Origin of the sequence: Proteus alimentorum (genome assembly GCF_002607735.1) — a bacterium.
Lineage (GTDB): Bacteria > Pseudomonadota > Gammaproteobacteria > Enterobacterales > Enterobacteriaceae > Proteus > Proteus alimentorum.
In genome coordinates this window covers 189616-213659 of record NZ_NBVR01000018.1, presented here as the reverse complement: position 1 = coordinate 213659, position 24044 = coordinate 189616, and the positions used below count along the sequence as shown (strand labels likewise).

At 39.6% G+C, this 24044-nt stretch carries 18 protein-coding genes; 3 read left to right on the top strand and 15 right to left on the bottom strand.

Annotation, left to right across the window (positions count from 1 at the left end):
- Nucleotides 1-251 precede the first annotated feature (251 nt).
- The 8 genes from carB to ribF form a co-directional block, all read right to left on the bottom strand.
- On the bottom strand, nucleotides 252-3479 hold the full coding sequence (carB, locus tag B6258_RS03885) for a carbamoyl-phosphate synthase large subunit (protein WP_099074161.1): 3228 nt from the start codon (nucleotides 3477-3479) through the stop codon (nucleotides 252-254).
- A 16-nt stretch (nucleotides 3480-3495) separates the two neighbouring features.
- Entirely contained in the window at nucleotides 3496-4659 is a 1164-nt protein-coding gene (carA, locus tag B6258_RS03880) for a glutamine-hydrolyzing carbamoyl-phosphate synthase small subunit (RefSeq protein ID WP_099074160.1), read from the bottom strand.
- Nucleotides 4660-5093: 434 nt separating this feature from the next.
- Complete coding sequence (dapB, locus tag B6258_RS03875) at nucleotides 5094-5915, bottom strand: 4-hydroxy-tetrahydrodipicolinate reductase (protein ID WP_099074159.1); 822 nt, start codon at nucleotides 5913-5915, stop codon at nucleotides 5094-5096.
- Between the two features lie 233 nt (nucleotides 5916-6148).
- A complete protein-coding gene (ispH, locus tag B6258_RS03870) occupies nucleotides 6149-7102 on the bottom strand; it encodes a 4-hydroxy-3-methylbut-2-enyl diphosphate reductase (RefSeq protein ID WP_099074158.1) in 954 nt (317 codons plus the stop codon).
- Complete coding sequence (fkpB, locus tag B6258_RS03865) at nucleotides 7083-7553, bottom strand: FKBP-type peptidyl-prolyl cis-trans isomerase (RefSeq protein ID WP_099074157.1); 471 nt, start codon at nucleotides 7551-7553, stop codon at nucleotides 7083-7085. The genes ispH and fkpB overlap by 20 nt, the downstream gene beginning before the upstream one ends.
- Nucleotides 7554-7622: 69 nt before the next feature.
- On the bottom strand, nucleotides 7623-8138 hold the full coding sequence (gene lspA / locus B6258_RS03860) for a signal peptidase II (protein ID WP_099074156.1): 516 nt from the start codon (nucleotides 8136-8138) through the stop codon (nucleotides 7623-7625).
- A gap of 3 nt (nucleotides 8139-8141) precedes the next feature.
- Nucleotides 8142-10952, bottom strand: a complete 2811-nt coding sequence (gene ileS, locus B6258_RS03855; protein ID WP_099074155.1) for an isoleucine--tRNA ligase — start codon at nucleotides 10950-10952, stop codon at nucleotides 8142-8144.
- Between the two features lie 29 nt (nucleotides 10953-10981).
- The gene (gene ribF, locus B6258_RS03850) at nucleotides 10982-11923 is read right to left on the bottom strand and encodes a bifunctional riboflavin kinase/FAD synthetase (RefSeq protein ID WP_099074154.1); all 942 of its coding nucleotides are present in this window, start codon (nucleotides 11921-11923) and stop codon (nucleotides 10982-10984) included.
- Between the two features lie 431 nt (nucleotides 11924-12354).
- Between ribF and rpsT the strand changes: the two genes are divergently transcribed.
- A complete protein-coding gene (rpsT, locus tag B6258_RS03845; RefSeq protein WP_004248964.1) occupies nucleotides 12355-12615 on the top strand; it encodes a 30S ribosomal protein S20 in 261 nt (86 codons plus the stop codon).
- Nucleotides 12616-12688: 73 nt separating this feature from the next.
- On the opposite strand, the gene nhaR is transcribed toward rpsT, so the two are convergent.
- Both nhaR and nhaA read right to left on the bottom strand, forming a co-directional pair.
- On the bottom strand, nucleotides 12689-13609 hold the full coding sequence (gene nhaR / locus B6258_RS03840) for a transcriptional activator NhaR (RefSeq protein WP_099074153.1): 921 nt from the start codon (nucleotides 13607-13609) through the stop codon (nucleotides 12689-12691).
- Nucleotides 13610-13799: 190 nt separating this feature from the next.
- Complete coding sequence (gene nhaA, locus B6258_RS03835; protein ID WP_099074152.1) at nucleotides 13800-14978, bottom strand: Na+/H+ antiporter NhaA; 1179 nt, start codon at nucleotides 14976-14978, stop codon at nucleotides 13800-13802.
- 439 nt (nucleotides 14979-15417) lie between these two features.
- On the opposite strand from nhaA, the gene B6258_RS03830 reads away from it, so the two are divergent.
- A complete protein-coding gene (locus B6258_RS03830) occupies nucleotides 15418-16263 on the top strand; it encodes a DMT family transporter (protein WP_099074151.1) in 846 nt (281 codons plus the stop codon).
- 75 nt (nucleotides 16264-16338) lie between these two features.
- Here the strand turns inward: B6258_RS03830 and dnaJ are convergent, their stop codons facing one another.
- The 5 genes from dnaJ to tal all read right to left on the bottom strand — a co-directional run bounded on the left by dnaJ (nucleotide 16339) and on the right by tal (nucleotide 22927).
- Nucleotides 16339-17478, bottom strand: a complete 1140-nt coding sequence (dnaJ, locus tag B6258_RS03825; protein WP_099074150.1) for a molecular chaperone DnaJ — start codon at nucleotides 17476-17478, stop codon at nucleotides 16339-16341.
- Nucleotides 17479-17583: 105 nt separating this feature from the next.
- Entirely contained in the window at nucleotides 17584-19509 is a 1926-nt protein-coding gene (dnaK, locus tag B6258_RS03820; RefSeq protein WP_099074149.1) for a molecular chaperone DnaK, read from the bottom strand.
- Nucleotides 19510-19994: 485 nt separating this feature from the next.
- A complete protein-coding gene (mog, locus tag B6258_RS03815) occupies nucleotides 19995-20582 on the bottom strand; it encodes a molybdopterin adenylyltransferase (RefSeq protein WP_099074148.1) in 588 nt (195 codons plus the stop codon).
- A 224-nt stretch (nucleotides 20583-20806) separates the two neighbouring features.
- Nucleotides 20807-21790, bottom strand: coding sequence for a tetratricopeptide repeat protein (locus B6258_RS03810; protein WP_099074147.1), 984 nt, complete (start codon nucleotides 21788-21790; stop codon nucleotides 20807-20809).
- Between the two features lie 183 nt (nucleotides 21791-21973).
- Nucleotides 21974-22927, bottom strand: a complete 954-nt coding sequence (gene tal, locus B6258_RS03805) for a transaldolase (RefSeq protein ID WP_099074146.1) — start codon at nucleotides 22925-22927, stop codon at nucleotides 21974-21976.
- 304 nt (nucleotides 22928-23231) lie between these two features.
- Here tal and yaaA point away from each other — a divergent pair, with 304 nt between their 5' ends.
- Nucleotides 23232-24014: a peroxide stress protein YaaA gene (yaaA, locus tag B6258_RS03800; protein ID WP_099074145.1), complete on the top strand. Its 783-nt coding sequence runs from the start codon at nucleotides 23232-23234 to the stop codon at nucleotides 24012-24014.
- Nucleotides 24015-24044 lie beyond the last annotated feature (30 nt).

The window sequence follows — 24044 nt, the reverse complement described above, 5'->3', positions numbered from 1 at the left end:
GTTATTTTCGTCAATTTCATTGGCTCCTTTCGGAAAAGGAGACAAAATCAATCCGCTAAAACAAAGAAATTAACTTATTTTATTTTCTTGACTCCTTACTTGAAAAAAAAGATCCGCACCTACCTCTTTGTTTTGCACTCGCCCCAAATAAATTTATTTGGGGCTATCTTTTTTATATCAAATAGAAAAATAAAAAATCCCGAATACAAGTCTCCTCATATTCGGGATCATTATTACAACAATAAACAATCTTAAGATTTATTTATCTTTTTGTGCATTTCTTGAACTGATATAACACTTTCCGTAGGGTCCGCTGTTAATGACAGCGTTGTCGCAAACCCGCCATTTAACGTCGTGTCATAATGGACTTTATATCTTAATGCACTACGACGAATAATTTTAGAATCTTCAATGGCTTGACGACCAGAAGTCGTATTAACAATATAGTCATATTCACCATTTTTAATTCTATCTTCAATATGTGGCCGCCCTTCATGAACCTTATTCACTAAGCGTGGGTTTATTCCTGCCTCACCTAATACAATGGCTGTACCATGTGTCGCATCTAATTCAAATCCACTTTTTAGTAATTTCGTTGCTAAATCAACAACTCGCTTTTTATCACCAGCACGCACAGAAAGAAGCGCTCTACCTTTTTTCTTCATGGTAGAACTACTACCTAACATCGCTTTAGCAAAAGCTTGAGCAAAGGTTGTACCAACGCCCATCACTTCACCTGTTGAACGCATTTCAGGCCCTAAAATCGGATCAACACCGGCAAACTTATTGAAAGGTAAAACTACCTCTTTTACAGAGTAATAAGGTGGAATAACTTCTTTTGTAACTCCCTGCTCTTCAAGGCTTTGACCAATCATGACACGCGCAGCGACTTTGGCTAATGGCACACCTGTGGCTTTTGACACAAAAGGTACGGTACGAGCAGCACGAGGATTGACTTCGATAAGGTAAACATCGTTACCTTTCACCGCAAATTGTGCATTCATCAACCCTTTTACACCTAATTCAAACGCAAGCTCACGGACTTGTTTACGCATCACATCTTGAATTTCTTGGCTTAGGGTATAAGCAGGCAATGAGCAAGCGGAGTCACCAGAGTGAACACCCGCTTGTTCGATATGCTCCATAATGCCGCCAATCACGACTTGCTTACCGTCACAAATCGCATCAATATCGACTTCAATTGCATCATCAAGAAAACGGTCTAACAACACTGGCGCATCATTTGACACACTCACTGCGGTTTGGAAATAGCGACGTAAATCGACTTCATCGTAAACAATCTCCATTGCGCGTCCACCAAGGACATAAGACGGACGAACCACCAGCGGATAGCCAATCAATTGTGCTTTTTCTACCGCCTCTTCTAGCGCTGTTACAGTGGCATTTTCAGGCTGTTTAAGCCCTAATTTATCAACCGCTTTTTGGAAACGTTCACGATCTTCGGCTTTATCAATCGCATCAGGGCTTGTGCCAATAATAGGCACACCTTCAGCTTCTAACGCTCTGGCTAGTTTCAGCGGAGTTTGTCCGCCGTATTGCACGATAACCCCTTTCGGCTTTTCAATTCGTACAATTTCAAGTACATCTTCTAATGTGACAGGTTCAAAATAGAGTCTGTCAGAAGTATCGTAATCTGTTGAAACCGTTTCAGGGTTACAGTTCACCATGATGGTTTCGTAACCGTCTTCACGCAACGCAAGCGCGGCATGAACACAGCAATAATCAAATTCGATTCCTTGACCTATACGGTTTGGCCCACCGCCTAAGATCATGACTTTAGGTTTATCTTGATGTGGATTTGCCTCGCACTCTTCTTCATAAGTCGAGTACATATAAGCGGTATCCGTAGCAAATTCTGCTGCACAAGTATCAACTCGTTTATAGACCGGATGGAGTTGATATTGCTCCCGTAATTGGCGAATAACAGGCTCTTTTACGTTAAGTATTTTGGCTAAACGCGCATCGGCAAAACCTTTACGTTTTAACTGACGTAAGAAATCAGCGCTTAAGCCTTTTATACCAACTTCACTGACTTTTTCTTCAAGACGAACAATTTCTTCGATTTGAACTAAGAACCAACGGTCAATATTAGTGAGGTTAAATACACCATCAACGGATAGTCCTGCTCGGAAGGCATCCGCGATATACCAAATTCTGTCTGAGCCGGCTTCTTTTAGCTCACGGCGAATTTTTGTTAATGCTTCAAGGTCGTCTAAATCGACTTTAGGATCAAAACCGGTTGCCCCAACTTCAAGGCCTCGTAATGCTTTTTGCAAAGATTCTTGTTGTGTTCTACCAATTGCCATCACTTCGCCGACAGATTTCATTTGCGTTGTTAATCTGTCATTGGTTCCTGCAAATTTTTCAAAGTTAAAGCGAGGAATTTTTGTCACAACATAATCAATAGAAGGTTCGAAAGAGGCTGGCGTTCTCCCTCCAGTAATGTCATTCATCAGCTCATCGAGGGTATAACCTACTGCTAATTTTGCAGCGACTTTCGCAATTGGGAAGCCTGTCGCTTTAGATGCAAGAGCTGATGAACGAGAAACCCGGGGATTCATTTCGATAACAATCAAGCGTCCTGTTTTAGGATCAACAGCAAACTGAACGTTAGAACCGCCCGTTTCAACACCTATTTCACGTAATACCGCCATCGAGGCATTACGCATAATTTGATATTCTTTGTCAGTCAATGTTTGTGCTGGCGCGACGGTAATGGAATCGCCTGTATGAATTCCCATTGCATCAAAGTTTTCGATAGAGCAGACAATAATGCAGTTGTCGTTTTTATCACGCACCACTTCCATTTCATATTCTTTCCAACCAATTAGAGATTCATCAATTAACAGCTCATTGGTGGGTGATAAATCTAAACCACGGATACAGATTTCTTCAAATTCTTCACGATTATAGGCGATACCACCGCCTGTTCCGCCCATCGTGAATGAAGGGCGAATAATACAAGGAAAACCCACTTGTTCAGCAACAGCAAACGCTTCATCAAGGTTATGTGCAATACCTGAACGTGCAGTATCTAAACCGATTTTTTTCATCGCTTTATCAAAGCGTTGTCTATCTTCTGCTTTATCAATTGCATCGGCTGTTGCACCAATCATGGTGACGCCAAATTCAGCCAAAACACCTTGGCGCTCTAGCTCTAGCGCACAATTCAATGCAGTTTGACCACCCATTGTCGGTAATACCGCATCAGGGCGCTCTTTTTCAATAATTTTTCTCACAACTTGCCAGTGAATAGGCTCGATGTACGTTGCATCGGCCATTTCAGGATCGGTCATAATGGTTGCAGGATTTGAATTTACCAAAACAACACGATATCCCTCTTCACGTAGGGCTTTACATGCTTGAGCGCCTGAATAGTCAAACTCACACGCTTGTCCGATAACAATCGGCCCAGCACCTAAAATCAGGATTGTTTTGATATCTGTTCTTTTAGCCATTTTTTTCGCTCCTGATTTATTTTGTTGTCACTGATTGCAGGTTTTGACGATATTGCGCGATAAGCTCGATAAAGTGATCGAAAAGAGGTGCGGCATCATGAGGCCCTGGACTCGCTTCTGGGTGACCTTGGAAACTGAATGCAGGTTTATCTGTGCGATGAATACCTTGTAAAGAACCATCAAATAGAGATTTATGTGTCACACGTAAATTGGCAGGTAATGAGGTTTCATCAACGGCAAACCCATGATTTTGCGCGGTGATCATCACCGTATTTTTATCTAAATCTTTAACAGGATGATTACCACCGTGGTGACCAAATTTCATTTTGATGGTTTTTGCACCGCTCGCTAATGCTAATAACTGATGCCCTAAACAAATACCAAATACCGGAATATCAGTGGTTAAAAAGGTTTGAATAGCGTTAATGGCGTAATCACAGGGCTCTGGATCCCCGGGGCCATTGGAAAGGAAAATACCATCCGGAGAAAGAGCTAAAACATCTTGAGCTGACGTTTGAGCGGGTACAACCGTGACTTTGCATCCTCTGTCCACCAGCATACGTAAAATATTACGTTTCACACCGAAATCATACGCCACGATATGCAATGGCAACTCAGTCGCTAATTTAGCTTCTGGTAATTCATTTTCTAACGTCCAACTTCCTTGAGTCCACTGATAAGGCTGTTTGATGGTAACTGTTTTGGCTAAATCCATGCCCTTTAAGCCAGGAAAGATTTTGGCTTTTTCAAGTGCAAGTTGGGGATCAGGATGTTCACCTGCGATGATACAACCGTTTTGTGCGCCTTTTTCTCTCAACAAGCGAGTTAACTTACGTGTATCAATATCCGCAATCGCAACAATGTTATGGCGTTTAAGATAATCAGATAACGTTTCTTGAGCACGATAGTTGCTCATCACTAATGGCAAGTCGCGAATAATCAAGCCTTGAGCATGGATTGTTTCTGATTCTTCGTCTGAACGATTAACGCCGGTGTTGCCAATGTGGGGATAAGTGAGAGTAACAATTTGTTGGGAGTAAGAAGGGTCGGTTAATATTTCTTGGTAACCGGTCATTGAAGTATTAAAAACGACTTCACCGATGGCGGCGCCTTCTGCGCCAATCGACTTGCCGTGGAATTCGGTTCCATCTTCTAGAACCAGTATAGCTGATCTAATCAAAACGCCCTCCAGAGAATAATAAATCACATTTCATGCATATTAATTCAGATTTAAGACTCTAAATCAATGCCAAAAACATAAAATTGGGCAAATTTTTGGCAAATTGGGCGCATTCTAAAGATCGAACGAGCAGATGTCTAGAAAAAACACCTTTTTAATTAAAAAAATATCAATCATTAGCAATTTAGTCAGCCAAGTGACAATTTATACAAGCAATCTTACAATTTTAACCGTTTGCTTACCAAGATAACTTAAAAAAGAAAGAAGAAAGGAATAAAATGAGGATTTTTCATATCCAGAGAGATAAAAATGGATAAAAAATAGAGATAACAAACAAAAATAAGAAACAAAGAAAAAACAAACAACAAACAAAATAAAAAACTCATAACTATAAAAATAATTATGAGTTTTCAATGCATTACAAAAATTAAAAACTACAAATCCTCTAAAGAAAGAACATCTTTCATATTATAAAGACCTGATTTTTTATCACTTAACCAAATAGAGGCTTTAACAGCGCCATTTGCAAAGGTCATTCGGCTAGATGCCTTATGGCTTATCTCCACACGCTCTCCAATATCAGCAAAGATCGCAGTGTGTTCTCCCACAATATCACCCGCACGGATCGTAGCAAAACCGATACTTTGAGGATCACGCTCTCCCGTATGCCCTACACGTTCATAAACCGCACACTCTTTAAGATCACGACCTAATGCATCTGCAATAGATTCACCCATCGCTAATGCAGTGCCTGATGGCGCATCAACTTTATGACGATGGTGCGCTTCAACGATTTCGATATCACTGTAAGATCCCATTACTTTAGCTGCTTTTTCAAGTAATTTAAGCACTAAGTTAACACCAACACTAAAGTTAGCCGCAAACACAATAGGGATAATTTTGGCCGCATTTTCAATTGCTTTTTTACCTTCATCATCAAAGCCTGTCGTACCAATAATCATGCCTTTTTTCTGTTCGACACAAAATTCAATATGAGAAAGCGTTCCTTCAGGGCGTGTAAAATCAATTAACACATCAAATTCACCTGCTTGAGCCAGCAAATTATCCGTAATTGTGACACCAATATGCCCAATGCCCGCTAATTCTCCAGCATCAGCGCCAATCAATGAAGAATTAGTACGCTCAAAAGCAGCACCTAAAACGGTTCCTTCTTGTTGAGAAATTGCCTGAATCAATTGGCGCCCCATACGACCACCCGCACCAACAACGGCAAGACGAAGTTCTTTTGCAGACATAACTCAATTTCTCCTTAACAATACTTATTATCTCTATTTATTGTTTACAGATTAGCGATGTCATCCACTTGATGCCAGCATTTAACGTTCAAGATAAGAAAAACATACAAAACCGTAGTCATTATCAGTAAAAGAGATGAACAGCATGATTATTCATTTAACTTTACTTTATACATAAAAAAAGCAGAGTTATTCACTCTGCTTTTTAAATTCACTATCACATTTAAGTGAGATTATTCGATAACTTTATAATCTAGGCGAAGCTCTTTAGGCACTTCAAAAACAATATTTTCTTCACGCCCTGATAATTCGATCACCTCATCAGCACCAAAGGTCTTTAAACGTTCTAATACTTGTTGAACCAAAATATCGGGTGCTGAAGCCCCAGCTGTCACGCCAACAATATTTGCATTAACCACCCATGATTCATCAATATCTTCAAAGCTATCGATCAGATAAGAAGGCTTACCTGCACGCTGTGCAAGCTCTGCTAAGCGATTAGAGTTTGATGAGTTTTTAGAACCAACAACAAATACAACATCCGCTTTTTCAGCAAGCTCTCTTGCCGCTTCTTGGCGATTGGTTGTTGCGTAGCAGATATCATCTTTACGAGGCCCAATAATTTTGGGGAAGCGGGCATTTAAAGCATCAATCACTTCAGATGTATCATCAACAGAAAGCGTTGTTTGGGTCATAAAGCAAAGATTATCTTCATCTTTCACTTCTAATTTCCAAACATCAGCAGGCGACTCAACCAAATACATTCCCCCTTCAGGGTTATTGTATTGCCCCATTGTGCCTTCAACTTCAGGGTGCCCTGCATGACCGATTAAAATAGCTTCTTTGCCTTTACGGCTCGCTCTTGCCACTTCCATATGAACTTTGGTGACTAATGGGCAAGTTGCATCATAAAGCATTGTTAAATTACGTGAGCGAGCTTCTTGGCGAATCGCTTGAGAAACACCATGTGCAGAAAAAATTAAAATCGCGTTATCGGGGACTTCTGAAATTTCTTCAATAAAAATAGCGCCACGTTCACGTAAGTCGTTAACGACATAGCGGTTATGAACGACCTCGTGACGAACATAAATAGGTGCGCCATAGATTTCCAGAGCGCGGTCAACAATGCTGATAGCTCGGTCAACACCCGCACAAAAGCCCCGTGGGTTAGCCAGCAGTATTTGCATGTGTTGTTTCCTCCTCAGGATTGATGCAGACAACTTCAATATCAAATGTCACGTCTTCTGACGCTAACGGATGATTAAAATCAACGGTGACAGAATCTTCAGTGACATCTCTTACAATACCCGGCATTTCACTGCCATTCATTGCTGTAAATAGCATGATAGTACCTGCTTCAGGCACACCAGACTCTGCAAAGTCAGAAGGCATAAAGTATTGGATCAAGTCAGGATTGTATTTACCAAAAAGATGTTCACCCGCAAGCGTAAAGGTTTTTTTATCTCCCGTTGATAATCCCAATAATTCAGCTTCTAAGGCAGGCGATAAACTTTCATCACCTAAACGAAAAAGAGCGGGTTTACCATGCGCTTGTGTAGATTCAGCAACAGAGCCATCTGCTAACTTTAAAGTGAAATTCAGCAACACTGCGCTGTCGTTGAGTACCTGCATAACCATACTAATACCTTCTATTAAGCGTAACCCCCGCCATAAGGCAGGGGTTATTTTAGTTAACTTCTTGTCTGATTACTTTTGCTTTTTTGTATCTTGAGGACTGACATTTTTATCAGGGAAAAAGCTCTCAATAATAATAAGCCCTGCACCGATACAAATCCCCATATCAGCAATATTAAAGGTAGGCCAGTGCCAATCTCCGACATAAACATCAAGAAAATCGATGACAAACCCATGGATCAGACGATCAGAAAGATTACCCAATGCTCCGCCAATAATTAGCGCATAAGCAACGTTACTTAGTTTGGCACTCGCTTTGTTTTTATACATCATCACTAATAAAGTCATGCAGATTGCCAATGCAATCAGTGCAAAAAACCAACGTTGCCATCCTCCTTTATCTGCTAAAAAGCTAAAGGCAGCACCATAGTTATGGGCGTAAGTGAAGTTGAAAAAAGGCATCACGGCAACAGATTCATACAGACGAAATGTCTGCATGAAATACTGTTTCGTTCCTAAATCCAACACCACTACGGCGACGGCTAGCCATAGCCAGCGTAAACCTGTAGAGCAAAGTGTTTTCTTCATTAATTAAGCAAACTTACGTTCTTCACCGTTACCGGCTACGTTAGTAACACAGCGTCCGCATAATTCAGCGTGTTCCGCTACTTGACCGATATCTGTCGCATAATGCCAGCAACGAGGGCATTTTTCGCCATCTGCTTTGTTAAAGGCGATTTTTAAACCTGCCATATCAGAAGCTAATGCTGTTTCTGGTGCGTCATTAATATCTGCCACTTTCGCTTGAGAAGTTAATAAAACAAAACGCAGTTCGTTACCTAACGCATTTAACTTATCTGCTAACGCTTTATCTGCATACAGTGTGACTGATGCTTCTAAAGAACCACGCAGTTGTTTATCTGTACGAGCTTGCTCTAATACTTTGTTGACTTCACCGCGAACGGCAAGTAATTCAGCCCAGTAGTCATCATTTAAAGTTTCTGACGCATCTAAGCCGAATAAATCGGTATACCATTCTTCCGTTAAGACATATTTTGCACGTTCGCCTGGTAACTCATTCCAGATTTCATCTGCTGTGAATGACATAACTGGCGCCATCCAACGAACTAATGCTTCACAGATATGGAATAACGCTGTTTGGCAACTACGACGAGCAACGCTATCGCTTTTCGCGGTGTACTGTCTGTCTTTGATGATATCTAAGTAGAAAGAACCCATTTCCACTGAACAGAACTGCATCAGGCGCTGAATAACATTATGGAAATCATAATTTTCATAATGTTTTAGGATATCCGCTTGTGCTGCTTTCGCACGACCTACTGCCCAGCGATCTAACGTGACCATATCTTCTGGCTTAACTTGGTGTTTTGCAGGATCAAACCCATTTAAGTTCGCTAAGAAGAAACGCGCAGTATTACGAATACGGCGATAAGTATCCGCAGAACGTTTTAAGATCTCATCAGATACGGCGATTTCACCTGTGTAATCGGTTGATGCAACCCATAAACGTAGAATATCAGCACCCAGTTTATCCATCACATCTTGTGGACTTACTGTGTTACCGATAGATTTAGACATTTTACGGCCTTGTCCATCTACGGTAAAACCGTGTGTTAAAACTTCACGGTAAGGCGCTTTGCCTTTGATTGCAGTCGAGATCATCAGTGAAGACATAAACCAACCACGATGTTGGTCTGAACCTTCTAAGTACATATCTGCTGAATTGCCGTGGAATTCAGGACGCGCATCTACAACTGTTGAGTGTGTTGATCCTGAATCGAACCAAACATCTAGTGTATCTGGCGTTTTCATGTAATCGTCAGCTTCATCACCTAGCACTTCACGGATATCTAAATCCCACCATGCTTGAATGCCGCTCACTTCAACACGTTTTGCCACTTCTTCCATCAATTCTAAAGTACGAGGATGTGGCTCTTGCGTCTCTTTGTGAACAAACAGAGACATTGGCGTTCCCCAAGTACGTTGGCGAGAGATACACCAGTCAGGGCGGTTTTCAACCATAGATTCAATACGTGCTTGACCCCAATCAGGGATCCATTTAACACCTTTGATCTCTTTTAATGATTGTTGACGTAAACCGTTTTTATCCATGCCAATAAACCATTGTGGTGTAGCACGGAAGATAACAGGCGTTTTATGTCTCCAGCAACATGGGTAACTATGTTGCATGGCTTCGTGATGTAACAGAGCGCCTTTTTCTTTTAGCAGTTCAACAATGACATCATTCGCTTTAAAAACAAAAATGCCATCTAATGTTGGATAAGTACCCGCTAAGTAACAACCATTTGGGCCAACTGGGTTGGCGACTTCTAAACCGTATTTTTGACCAATAACAAAGTCATCAGGGCCGTGGCCTGGTGCAGTATGAACGGCACCTGTACCCGCTTCTAAAGTAACGTGATCACCTAAAATTGCAGGTACATCAAAGCCCATAAATGGATGATTAAAGCGCAGTAGTTCTAAATCTGCCCCCTTACACTCGCCTAAAACAGCCCAACTTGTTACGCCAATACGCTTCATTACGCCTTCAACAAGATCAGCGGCTAAAATCACGCATTCATCGTTAAAAGAGACTAATGCGTAATTAAATTCAGCATTTAATGCGATGGCGCGGTTAGCAGGTAATGTCCAAGGTGTTGTTGTCCAGATAACCAAAGAAATAGGCTTATCTGTTACTGTATGGAATTTTGCGGCAACGGCGTTTGGATCAACTGCCGTGAAACGCACATCAATTGAAGGTGAGGTTTTATCGTAATATTCAACTTCAGCTTCTGCCAGTGATGAACCACATGCTGTACACCAGTGAACAGGTTTAGCCCCTTTTAGCAGGTGACCATTTGCAATAATGCGCGCTAATGCACGAATAGTATTCGCTTCTGTCTTATAGTCCATCGTAAGATAAGGTTTTTCCCAATCTCCTAGAACACCTAAACGAATAAAATCTTTTTTCTGTGCTTCAATTTGCTCGTAAGCGTATTTACGGCATTCCTCGCGGAATTGCGCTGCAGATATTTTCTCTCCTGGTTTACCTACGATTTGTTCAACTTTTAGTTCGATAGGTAATCCGTGACAATCCCATCCTGGAATGTACGGAGAATCAAAGCCTGACAGCCCTTTGGATTTAATAATAATATCTTTGAGAATTTTGTTTACTGAGTGACCAATATGAATATTGCCGTTGGCGTATGGAGGGCCATCGTGCAAAATAAATGTTTTCTTACCACTTTTAGCCTGACGAATTGCTTGATACAAACCTTCTTTGTACCAACGTGATAACATCTCTGGCTCGCGCTTTGCTAAATCCCCGCGCATAGGGAACCCTGTTTCTGGTAAGTTCAGGGTATTTTTATAGTCACTCATTCGATTCTCAGTTCCAATTTTCCGCTAGTTTATGACTCCGACCGCTGCGATAAAAAATCCCTAGCAGTAGCCACATCATCTGCGATTTGCTGCTTCAATGCATCCAATGATGCAAATCGCTGTTCATTACGTAATTTCTTTCGTAACACAACATCAATACGACGTCCATATAAATCCATATTAACGTCGATTAAATGAACTTCTAATTGTACGCCCTTTCCTTTTACAGTAGGACGACTTCCGATATTTGCCACACCGGGTAAAGGTGATTGATTATCTGATAAATAGACATCAACAGCATAAACGCCTTTAACAGGTGCAACTAAGCGTTTCATAGGAATATTGGCTGTCGGAAAACCAATGGTTCTACCCAATTCATTACCATGAACAACACGCCCACAAACGCTGTAAGGGTGTCCTAGTAGTGATTCAGCAAGGACTAAATCATCATTGAGTAACGCTTCTCGTACCGCAGTGCTACTGATACGCAATCCTTTATCGCAATAACTTTCGGTATTAGCGACTTCAAATCCATATCTTGCACCGGCTTGTTGTAAAAAGTGAAAATCACCTTCACGGTTTTTGCCAAAACGAAAATCGTCGCCAATAGCAAGAAACTTCACCCCTAACTTATTCACCAATAGTGATGAAACAAATTCTTCTGGGGTTTGCGCCGCAAATTGTTTATCAAATTTGACACACAAAAGGTAATCAATACCACATTCAGCTAAATATTTAATCTTGTCTCGTAAACGAGTCAGACGTGCTGGTGCCTTTTCTGGTAAAAAGAACTCAAGTGGCTGAGGCTCAAATGTCATCACAACCGTAGGTAATCCTCGCTGTGACGCTTCTTGCTTCAAGTGTTTCAATAATGCCTGATGGCCTCTATGGACACCATCAAAATTCCCAATTGTCAGAACGCAACCATGATGTAGCGCTCTAATATTTTGTATACCGCGAATTAGCTCCATAACTGGCTCAATACCGTGGAAATTATTGGATTATACCTTGTCAAAGGCTTGAGAGTAACCCAATATATCAATGTTTATTGATGAGTAATATCTCGACTAGTCGATTCACTGTTATTCTTAAATTTGATTGCTCACATCAAACAAAAAATGGACTATCACTCACTTCTTGGTTATAAAATCGCATAAAATCAAGCATAGATCCTATTAGAATCTATTATTTATTACTCATATACACGATTTTGATGATTTTTTCACTCAAAAGACTGTATTCTACCCGTCTTAACTGATAAAATCTTGCGCCATCACAACGAAACAAGTGTCGCGTACAACGACGCTAATTTTGTATAAATCCATTGACAAACTTAGGTTGAAAAGGCATATTCCTTCACCTTTGTATTTGTCCTCGCTAGAATATATTTGGGAGTTGGAACTTGGCTAATATCAAATCAGCTAAGAAACGTGCGGTTCAGTCTGAAAAGCGTCGTCAGCACAACGCAAGCCGTCGTTCTATGATGCGTACTTACATTAAAAAAGTATACGCAGCAGTTGCTTCAGGTGATAAAGAAGCAGCACAAAAAGCATTTAATGACATGCAACCAATTGTTGACCGTCAGGCAACTAAAGGCTTAATTCACAAGAATAAAGCTGCACGTCATAAAGCTAATCTGCAAGCACAAATCAAAGCAATGTAATATTGTTTTCTTGTGTTATAAAAAACCGGCTTATGCCGGTTTTTTTGTTTTCTACTTTTTAATCACAATCTATTTATGGGTCTACAACACTCTTTTTATCTCCATTAAAGAGTTCTGAAAAATCAGTATTACAAACACGTTGAACCGCAGGATGTTGGATCATTCTCTCTGCAAAAATTGCGTAGTACTCTTCTTTTACCGTATCAAGCATCCCAATCTCTTCGATATTACTATGCGCAAAAGTTTCATCGGTATACAGTGAAGGCGCGACAAAGATAGCATTATAATTTAAGCCAAATGCTTTCATTAATGCCGCATCATCAAACTCACCCAGTATTTCCACTTGAAGATTTTTATTACGGATCCATGTTAATAAATGGCGGCCTAACATATATCGACGACCAGGAATAAGGAGTTTTCGCTCTTCTAAACATTCAGGAAACGGTTTTTCTGGAAGAGGATGACTGCAAAAAAAGCTCATATTACATTCGCCAAGTTTTACAGAGAACAGACCTTCTTGTTGTGACGAATCCACTGGGCAATCTGATAGGATCATATCCAGCTTATGCTGACTTAATTGCTCTAGTAATAATTCATGAGTAGATTCAAAACAACGCAGGTGGATTTGCTCATTATCAATGACAGCCGTTTCTAGTATGCGACTGACTAATTGCTTTGATAACGCATCCGCAACACCGACATCAAACAGTAAATTAGATTCACGACTGTAGTTGACGATATCCAGCATTTCTTGGCTGAGCATAAACATTTTATCAGCATAACGAAAAATGAGCTGACCCAATTCAGAAGGCACTAATCCTCTTCCTTGGCGTTTAAATAACTTGCCACCTAATCTTTCTTCTAATGCTTTAATTTGCCCTGTAATTGTCTGAGGTGTCAGATACAGCGCTTGCGCTGCACCCACAACAGAGCCTTCTTTACACACATGCCAAAAATAATAAAGATGGTTAAAATTGAGATGTGACACCCGCATAGTTATCTTCCTTTCAACTTCTGTGCTTCAAACACAGACTATGTAATAACGCATTAGTTTGCGATTGGCTTTCCTTGCATCCAATCCTCATAAAAACACCTACGGCACAATACACTGTATTGCACCGTAGGTTTAAATATATAGCTCGGTATTTATTGTGTTGAGAAATTCAAATCCGTAATAAACTCCCCTATATTGACTTCGTTTTTAACTTCGGCAAAACAGAACGAAGCAACAAATATCCAACAATAGCGGCTACTGTTGAGCCGACTAAAATACCAAGCTTAGCGTAGGTATTATAAGCCTCATCCGCGCCATCAAATGCTAATCCTGCAATAAAGATAGACATAGTAAAACCGATACCACATAGCACAGACACTGCAAATATTTGTTTAAGGTTAATCGCATCTGGTAATTTTGCAATGCCTAGTTTTACCGAAATCCAACTAAAGAGGAAAATTCCAATCGGCTTACCTAAAAATAGACCTAACGCGATACCTAACGGTAAAGCAGATAACATACCATCAAGCGTTACACCATTTAAAGAAACCCCTGCGTTACTAAATGCAAACAGCGGTAAAATAAAATAGGCAACCCAAGGGTGTAGCACATGCTCTAATTCCTCAGAAGGAGAATCACCTTCTTTATTTCTTAATGGGATAAGGAATCCAACAATCACACCTGCAATCGTTGCATGAATACCTGATTTTAAAATACACACCCACAAGATAAATCCAAGAATTAAATAAGCTGCCGTATTACCCACTTTACGCCAGTTCATTATGCCCAAAGCAATCACTATAAACCCAGCTAAAGCGAGAGGCATGAGTGCAATACTCTTTGAATAAAAGAGCGCAATAATGACGATGACACCTAAGTCATCAATAATAGCCAATGCTAATAAGAAAACTTTTAACTCAACCGGAACGCGCTTGCCCAGTAACGCCATAACACCTAGCGCAAAAGCAATGTCTGTTGCAGCTGGAATTGCCCAACCTTGCTGCCCAACTGCGTCCGCATGATTAAACATCAAATAAATCAATGCAGGTGCTAACATACCACCCACTGCGGCTATCGCTGGGAAAATGGCTCTATCGCGCTGAGCCAAAGAGCCTTCTTTTAATTCACGTTTAACTTCTAATCCTACAACTAAAAAAAAGATCGCCATTAAGGCATCATTTACCCAAAGTAATAATGGCTTATCAAGTTCGAACGCGCCGAATTTGATCATAATAGGAATAGATAAAAACTCATTATACAAAGCACTTAGAGGTGTATTCGCCATAATCAATGCGATAATAGCAGCAATAATCAGAAGAATACCGCCTGATGCCTCTAATCTCAAAAATTGTCTAATAATTGCCGTCATAATATTAACCTCAAAATCACTAATCTTATTAATAATATGCTAATCATGAATTCGCAAAAAACAGATTATTTATGGATAATAACTCGTATTATTCGAATTGAGTAAGAAATATCAAGAAAAACAAGATGAATCGTATCAATTTATCAACATGATCTTTCAATAATAAAAGAAACAATAATAATTAATAATTATAAAAATAACATATTGAATACTAATGTTATTTTTCATAATTAAGTAAAAATAAGCATATTGTTTGACAAGCAACACCAATTGATAAAATAGATCAAAAATATCAATTTCCGTTACTGAAAAGAGGGTCTTTATTCCTCACCTTTTAAACCATCCCAGAGGATAAAAAGAAATAGTGGCGTATTTACTGTTTCGCTATTGTGCTATTGTTTGATAAAAATACCCTTTCCGCATTAAGGTTTATATCAATATGTCGATTACTGTTTTTATTGCCGTTTTATTTGCTGCGATCTTTCATGCATGCTGGAATGCATTAGTAAAAGTAGGCAGTGATCGATTTTTAGGGATCTCATTACTGACTTTTTTTTCTGGTGTCGTAACACTACCCGCCCTGTTTTGGGTTGGGCTCCCTGATGTTGGTGCATGGAAATGGCTTGCCCTTTCTGTTTTATTTCATGTTGGTTACACACTCTCCTTAAGTCGTTGTTATACCTTAGCTGATTTTAATCAGGTCTACCCTATCTCTCGTGGCAGTGCGCCATTAATGACGGCTTTTCTTGGTTTTTTTCTCTTCCATGAAACACTGCCAATAGCGGGATTACTCGGTATTTTATTTATCATTTTGGGTATTATCCTTATCTCACGCAGTCGGAAAATAGCAGCGTTTAATTTACGTAAAGATGCACTCTTTTTTGCGCTGCTTACCGCATTATTTACCGCAAGTTATACCCTATCTGATGGTAATGGCTCTCGTGTAGGTGAAACGCCGTTTGCTTATATTTTGTGGCTCTTCTTTTTAAATGGCATCACGATGTATTTACTTGCTTGGCTTCGCTATCGGCAACATTTAAAAACCAAGATAAAGGATTATTGGAAACCCGCATTTTTAGGTGGGATCATGCAGTTGGTAAGCTATGGTATTGTGATATGGGCGATGAGCCATGCTTCAATCGTACTTGTCGCGGCTTTAAGAGAAACTAGCGTGTTATTTGCCATGATCTTATCTGTCTATCTGTTAAAAGAGCAATTTAACCGTAAACAGTTATTGGCGTGTTTAGTCATTTTAGCGGGTATTGTTGCTATCAAGATGGGATAACATTAAACCTCATTCAAATAAAAAGGCCTAATGACAGAATTTATCATCAGACCTTTTTGAAGGTGATAAGAAAAATTATTTGGTTAAATCATCAAAGAATTTTTTCACACCATCTAAGAAGCTTTTAGAACGAGGGGTATTTTTCTCACCACTCTTGCCACCGAATGATTCACCCAGTTGTTGCATTAACTCTTTTTGTTTCTCGTTGAGTTTAACAGGGGTTTCAACCACAACGCGACACATTAAATCACCAATACTACTACTACGTACTGATTTAACACCTTTGCCTTTCATGCGGAACATTTTGCCAGTTTGTGTTTCTGCTGGAATTTTAAGTTTCACACGGCCATCAAGTGTTGGAACTTCAATCTCGCCACCTAAAGCAGCAATGGCGAAGTTAATAGGAACTTCACAGTAAAGGTTATTGCCATCACGTTCAAAAATATGGTGTTGGCGAACATGAACCTGTACGTATAAATCGCCTGCTGGTGCGCCGTTTTCACCGGCTTCACCTTCACCACTTAAGCGAATACGGTCACCTGTATCAACACCGGCTGGAATTTTGACAGACAGCGTTTTAGCGCGTTCAACACGACCATCACCATGACATTTAGAGCAAGGCTCTTTAATCACTTTACCGCGACCATGACAAGTTGGACATGCTTGCTGTACAGTGAAGAAACCTTGACGTAAATGAACCTGACCAGCGCCATGACAAGTAGAACATGTTTCTGCTGATGTGCCTTCTTTAGCACCGCTACCATGGCATTTGTCACATGTTTCTAGTGTCGGTATACGAATTTCTTTCGCAACACCCCGAACCGCTTCTTCAAGCGTTAGATCCATGTTGTATTGTAAGTCAGAACCACGTGCTGCGCGTTGTTGACGGCGACCACCACCAAAAATATCACCAAACACATCACCAAAGATATCACCAAAGTCAGCACCACCGCCGAAGCCGCCGCCACCTTGACCACCAAATCCACCTTGTTCAAATGCAGCATGACCATATTGATCATAAGCAGCACGTTTTTGAGCATCACTTAAAATCTCATAGGCTTCTTTGATTTCTTTGAATTTTGCTTCTGACTCTTTATCACCTTGATTTCGGTCTGGGTGATATTTCATTGCTAAACGCTTATATGCGCGTTTAATTTCTTTTTCGTCGGCGCTTTTGCTTAAACCGAGTACTTCGTAAAAATCTCTTTTCGCCATTCTAGATTACCCTTGACATAAGCACACGGGCGTTGAGTTTCCTCGACGCCCGTGTTCGGTATCAGTAACTATTCACAGGTGAGTTACCGCGGCCCGTTAAGGGCATTATTTCTTGTCTTTGCCGTCAACTTCTTCAAATTCTGCATCGACAACATCGTCATCTTTCTTCGCACTTGCATCAGCACCCGCGGCATTACCTGCTGCGCCTGCTTGAGCTTGTTGTTGTGCGATTTCTAGCAGTTTCTCAGAAGCTTCAACTAATGCTTTAATTTTAGCTTCAATAGCGTCTTTATCTTCGCCTTTAGAAGCAATTTCTAACTCGCTTACCGCTTTCTCGATAGCTTCTTTATCATTCGCTGGTAATTTATCACCCGCTTCTTCAATTTGTTTACGTGTGCCGTGAACTAATTGGTCAGCTTGGTTACGAGTTTGTACTAATTCTTCAAACTTACGGTCAGCTTCTGCGTTTGCTTCTGCATCACGAACCATTTTTTGGATTTCATCTTCATTTAAACCAGAAGATGCTTTGATTGTGATGTTTTGCTCACGACCACTGTTTTTATCTTTCGCTGATACATGCAAGATACCATCAGCATCGATATCAAAAGTCACTTCGATTTGTGGCATACCGCGTGGCGCAGCTTGGATACCGTCTAAGTTAAACTGACCCAGTGATTTATTGTCACTTGCACGTTTACGTTCACCTTGTAATACGTGAATAGTTACAGCAGATTGGTTATCTTCTGCAGTAGAGAACACTTGGCTATGTTTAGTTGGGATTGTGGTATTTTTTGCAATCAGGGATGTCATTACACCACCCATTGTTTCGATACCTAAAGACAGTGGTGTTACGTCAAGTAACAGAACGTCTTTAACATCACCCGCTAACACACCACCTTGCACAGCCGCACCCATTGCAACAGCTTCATCTGGGTTAACGTCTTTACGTGGCTCTTTACCAAAGAAATCAGCAACGGTTTTTTGAACCATTGGCATACGAGTTTGACCACCAACCAGAATAACGTCGTTAACTTCGCTAACTTTCAGGCCTGCATCTTCTAATGCAACACGTACTGGTTCCATTGAACGTTTAACTAAATCTTCAACTAAAGATTCCAGTTTTGCACGAGTTACTTTGATATTTAAGTGTTTAGGGCCAGTCGCATCTGCTGTAACGTATGGCAAGTTAACATCTGTTTGTTGTGCAGAAGATAATTCGATTTTCGCTTTTTCTGCTGCTTCTTTCAGACGTTGCATTGCTAATGGATCGTTACGCAGATCAATGCCTTGTTCTTTCTTAAATTCATCAACTAAATAGTTAATTAAACGGCTATCGAAGTCTTCACCACCTAAGTGAGTATCACCATTGGTTGATAGAACTTCATAAGTTTTTTCGCCATCAACTTCATCAATTTCGATGATAGAGATATCGAATGTACCACCACCTAAGTCATAAACTGCGATAGTACGGTTACCCACTTCACGATCTAAGCCGTAAGCCAGAGCAGCCGCTGTTGGTTCGTTAATAATACGTTTAACTTCAAGACCTGCGATACGACCCGCATCTTTAGTTGCTTGACGTTGAGCATCGTTAAAGTAAGCAGGAACAGTAATAACAGCTTCAGTAACTGCTTCGCCTAAATAGTCTTCTGCTGTTTTCTTCATTTTTTTCAGGACTTCAGCAGAAACTTGTGGTGGAGCCATTTTTTCGTTACGCGCTTCAATCCAAGCATCGCCGTTATCTGCTTTTACAATTTTGTAAGGCATGATAGCAACGTCACGCTGAACTTCCGCATCCTCAAAACGACGACCAATTAAACGTTTGATAGCAAATAAAGTATTTTGTGGATTAGTCACAGCCTGACGTTTTGCAGGTTGACCAACTAAGATTTCACCATCTTGTGCATAAGCAACGATTGAAGGAGTAGTACGATCGCCTTCTGCGTTTTCAATAACCCGGGCAGTTTTGCCATCCATTACAGCAACACAAGAGTTAGTTGTACCCAGGTCAATACCAATAATTTTACCCATTTAAACGCCTCCAAAGAGAATTCTTTATCAATTTGATTACCAATCTATATGAGGATGAATATTCATTTTTCAAGTCACAAATTAATAGACTAAACAACATCATCTCAAAGCGGATACAAAATCAACGCAACTCAATAGTGGTAATTGCAGTTGAAAAAGTAGATGGGGTCATAAATACATTCATCAAGGGGAATAATGAAAAAAAATGCAAAAAATGCGAAAAATTTGTGTGCGAGAATAAATCAGGAATTAAAAATGGTTATTTTTCATTGCGTTAGATTAATTACAAATAACATTATGACTTATCTAAAATACTCTTTTAAGACTAGACTTAAAACAACAGCATAACAAGCTGAAAAATAACATTTTTTATGTTTTTACAATAAAAACATCAAATAAATATAAGGTTATTTTTGCGTTATCCAAACTTAGTCAAAACGTTTCCTAGCCAAAAGTTTGCTGACAAAAATAACCTCTTACATTATTTATGCTGAAGTCGAACGGCGGGCTGATTTAGGTCTAAACGCAGCAACTATCGCTTCATTAGTTTCAACATAAGGGCCATCAAGTAGCTGAATACAGTATGGTACGCTGGCAAAAATACCGCTAACAATCACATTACCGTCGTTATCTTTTAATCCTTCCAACGTTTCGGCAATAGCCTTAGGTTGCCCTGGCAAATTTAGAATTAACGCTTGGTTACGAATAACACCAACTTGGCGAGATAAAATAGCAGTAGGTACAAACTTCAGACTAATTTGACGCATCTGCTCACCAAAACCCGGCATTTCTCTGTCTGCAATAGCCAACGTAGCATCAGGCGTAACGTCACGACGAGCGGGACCGGTTCCCCCTGTTGTTAACACTAAATGACAGCCGACTTCATCAACGAGCTCACACAGTGTTTGCTCAATCATGAGTTGTTCATCAGGAATTAAACGTGATTCGATATGAAAAGGCGTTGTTAATGCAGCTTTTAGCCAAGTTTCTAAAGCGGGTAAGCCTTTATCTTCATAAACCCCACTGGATGCGCGATCAGAAACAGAAACTAACCCTATACGTAATTCGTTCATATCAAACCTCAATTAATCAATCACCGTCTAACTTGCGCGCAGATATTACCATGAGAACACAAGAGAATTAAAAAGAATCTCAATATAATACTGATATTTACTATTTGATTATTGAGAATAGATAATAAAGAAATGATAACAACTATTTTTATTTGGCTTTAACTAAAAATAAAAAAGGGAGCCTAAGCCCCCCTCTCTTTAATCCTGAATAATATTAATTAATATTACTCATCAATATATTTAGTAATATAAGAAGCGGCTAATTTTTTCGCTTCAGCTAATTGTGCTGCATTTAATGCACGAGCAGTACGTTTTAGCATAGCTTCATCACCATCACCATTTTCAACAGCAACAGAGAACCATGCATAAGCTTCTTTCAGATCACGTTTAACACCTTTACCATAGTAATAGTTTAAAGCGAGGTTATTTTGTGCCAAACCATTACCTTGTATAGCTGATTTTCTATACCATTCAACCGCTTTACGTGCATCTTTAGCAACACCGTCGCCTTCATCGTACATTACGCCTAAGTTATTTTGCGCATCACGATTACCTTGGTTTGCTGCTTTGGTATACCAGAAAACCGCTTTAGTGCCGTTACGTTCTACACCTTCACCATCATCGTAAGAAACAGCAAGGTTATATTGTGCATCAGCATGACCTTGTTCTGCTGCTTTTGTATACCAAACTACCGCTTTTTCATGGTCTTGTGCTACACCGATACCTTCATCATAAGAGATACCAAGGTTGTATTGTGCATCACTATCACCTTGCTCACCGGCTTTAGTATACCAATACACAGCTTTCTCATGATCTTGCGCTACGCCATCACCATCATCGTAAGAAACAGCAAGATTGTATTGGGCTAAAGAGACACCTTGAACAGCTGCTTTGTTATACCAATAAACCGCTTTTTCTGCATCACGATCAATATCATCACTCATGTCATACATAAGTGCTAAATTGAGCTGTGCTTCAGCATGACCTTGCTCGGCAGCTTTGGTATACCATTCCAGCGCTTTTTGTCCATCCTGCTCAACACCTTCGCCATTCTCATATTTTACGCCCAATTGATACTGAGATGCTGCGTTTCCACTTTCAGCGCTTTTTTCAATTGCAGGTAAAGAGAAAGCAGTTTTACTTTCTGCCATTGCAACGCCACTAAAAAATAACGATGCAAGTACCGTTGCCAAGACAATCTTTTTCATAATTCACCAATAATAAATTGAGTATTTTAATAATATATTTTTATAATTATTACTGGATAAATAATATATTCCAATCAATTTAATCTTAAAATTTACTTAAATGTTATTTCGAGAAGCAAAAAATGAAAATACCCACCTGTATAAGATGGGTATTTAAGATTTTTATAAGAATTTAACGACGAATTATAATAAATCCGCAATCATTTTCTCTAATTTTTCCTGATCGACAGCAAACTTACGAATACCGTCAGATAATTTATCTACCGCCATTGGGTCAGCGTTGTGCTCCCAATAGAATTGAGCTTCAGTGATAGCTTCTGGACGCGCTTTCACTTCACCTTTGTAGGATAATTTATGTTCAACTTCACCTTCAGCTTCTGATAATTCTTTTAACAGTGCTGGAGCGATAGTTAAACGGTCACAACCTGCTAATTCTAAAATCTCACCCATATTACGGAAGCTTGCACCCATAACAACAGTGTTATAACCATGTTGTTTGTAATAGTTATAGATTTCAGTAACAGAAATCACACCTGGATCTTCAGCTGGCGCAAATTCTTTTTTATCTGTATTGGCTTTATACCAATCCATGATACGACCAACAAATGGAGAAATCAGGTAAACACCTGCTTCAGCACATGCACGCGCTTGAGCGAAAGAGAACAGTAAAGTCAGGTTACAGTTGATACCTTCTTTTTCTAATTGCTCTGCGGCACGGATACCCTGCCAAGTAGACGCTAATTTGATAAGAATACGGTCGTTATTGATACCTGCATCATTATAAAGTTTCATTAAATGACGTGCTTTTTCGATACATGCTTGTGTGTCGTAAGAAAGACGTGCATCAACTTCTGTTGAAATACGACCTGGGATCAGTTTTAAAATTTCTAAACCGATATTTACTGCCAGTTTGTCGCAAGCATCAACGATTTGTTGTTCACGAGAATCGCTTTGTGAACGAGCCCATTCAATCGCTTCATCAATTAATTTACGATATTCAGGAATTTGAGCTGCATTTAAAATTAAAGATGGGTTGGTAGTTGCGTCTTGTGGCTGATACAGTTTCATCGCAGCGATGTCACCAGTGTCAGCAACAACAGTTGTCAGTTTACGCAAAGAAGTCAATTTGTTGGTCATTTTGTTTATCTCATCTACTAGGTAAATCTGTTTGCAGTCACCTGCGGATATCTATTGATAATAACATGGACTGCTCACACTACAAGACGCTTAGATTCATACAGAGCAATTATTTGAATGCCAAACGTTTTCGCAAAAAAAAAGCAGAAAAAAACAGAAGAAAATCACAAGCTGAATCGTTTAAATTGTCGAATTTTACGACAATTAACAGAAACCATTGTTTTTTCCTATTACTATAATTTAGTCTTTAATCGAAAGAATTTGCTATATTTGATCAACATTAAAATAACGTATCGAGGGAATTATGCTAATCACCATTTCACCAGCTAAAACACTGGATTTCGAATCACCTTTAGCAACAACGCACTTCACCCAACCTGAATTGCTAAAATATTCCCAACAACTTATCGAAGAATGTCGACAATTATCATCGAGCGATATCGCAAGCTTAATGAAAATAAGTGACAAACTTGCAGGATTAAATGCTGCTCGTTTTGGTGAATGGCAACCTAATTTCACACCAGAAAATGCACGCCAAGCTATTTTGGCATTTAAAGGTGATGTTTATACCGGAATGCAAGCAGCGCTTTTTTCTGAAGATGATTTTCAATTTGCACAACAACATTTACGTATGCTTTCTGGCTTATATGGCGTACTGCGTCCTCTTGATTTAATGCAACCTTATCGTCTTGAAATGGGAATAAAGCTAAAAAATAACAAAGGAAGCGATTTATACCAATTTTGGGGAAATACCATTACAGAGACATTAAACAAAGCACTTGAAGAACAAGGTGATAATGTTTTAATCAATTTAGCGTCCGATGAATATTTTAAATCAGTTAACCCGAAAAAACTCAATGCTGAAATTATTAAGCCTGTTTTCCTTGATGAAAAAAATGGCAAATATAAAGTGATCAGCTTCTATGCTAAAAAAGCCCGTGGATTAATGAGCCGCTTTATTATCCAAGAAAAACTGACTAATAAAGTACAACTAAAAGAGTTTGATCTCGAAGGTTATCAGTTTAACTCTGCAGAATCAGAGGGTAATACCTTAGTTTTTAAACGTGCAGAATCGCTGGCAAAATAAAAATATTAACTATTAGCTATCAATAAAACA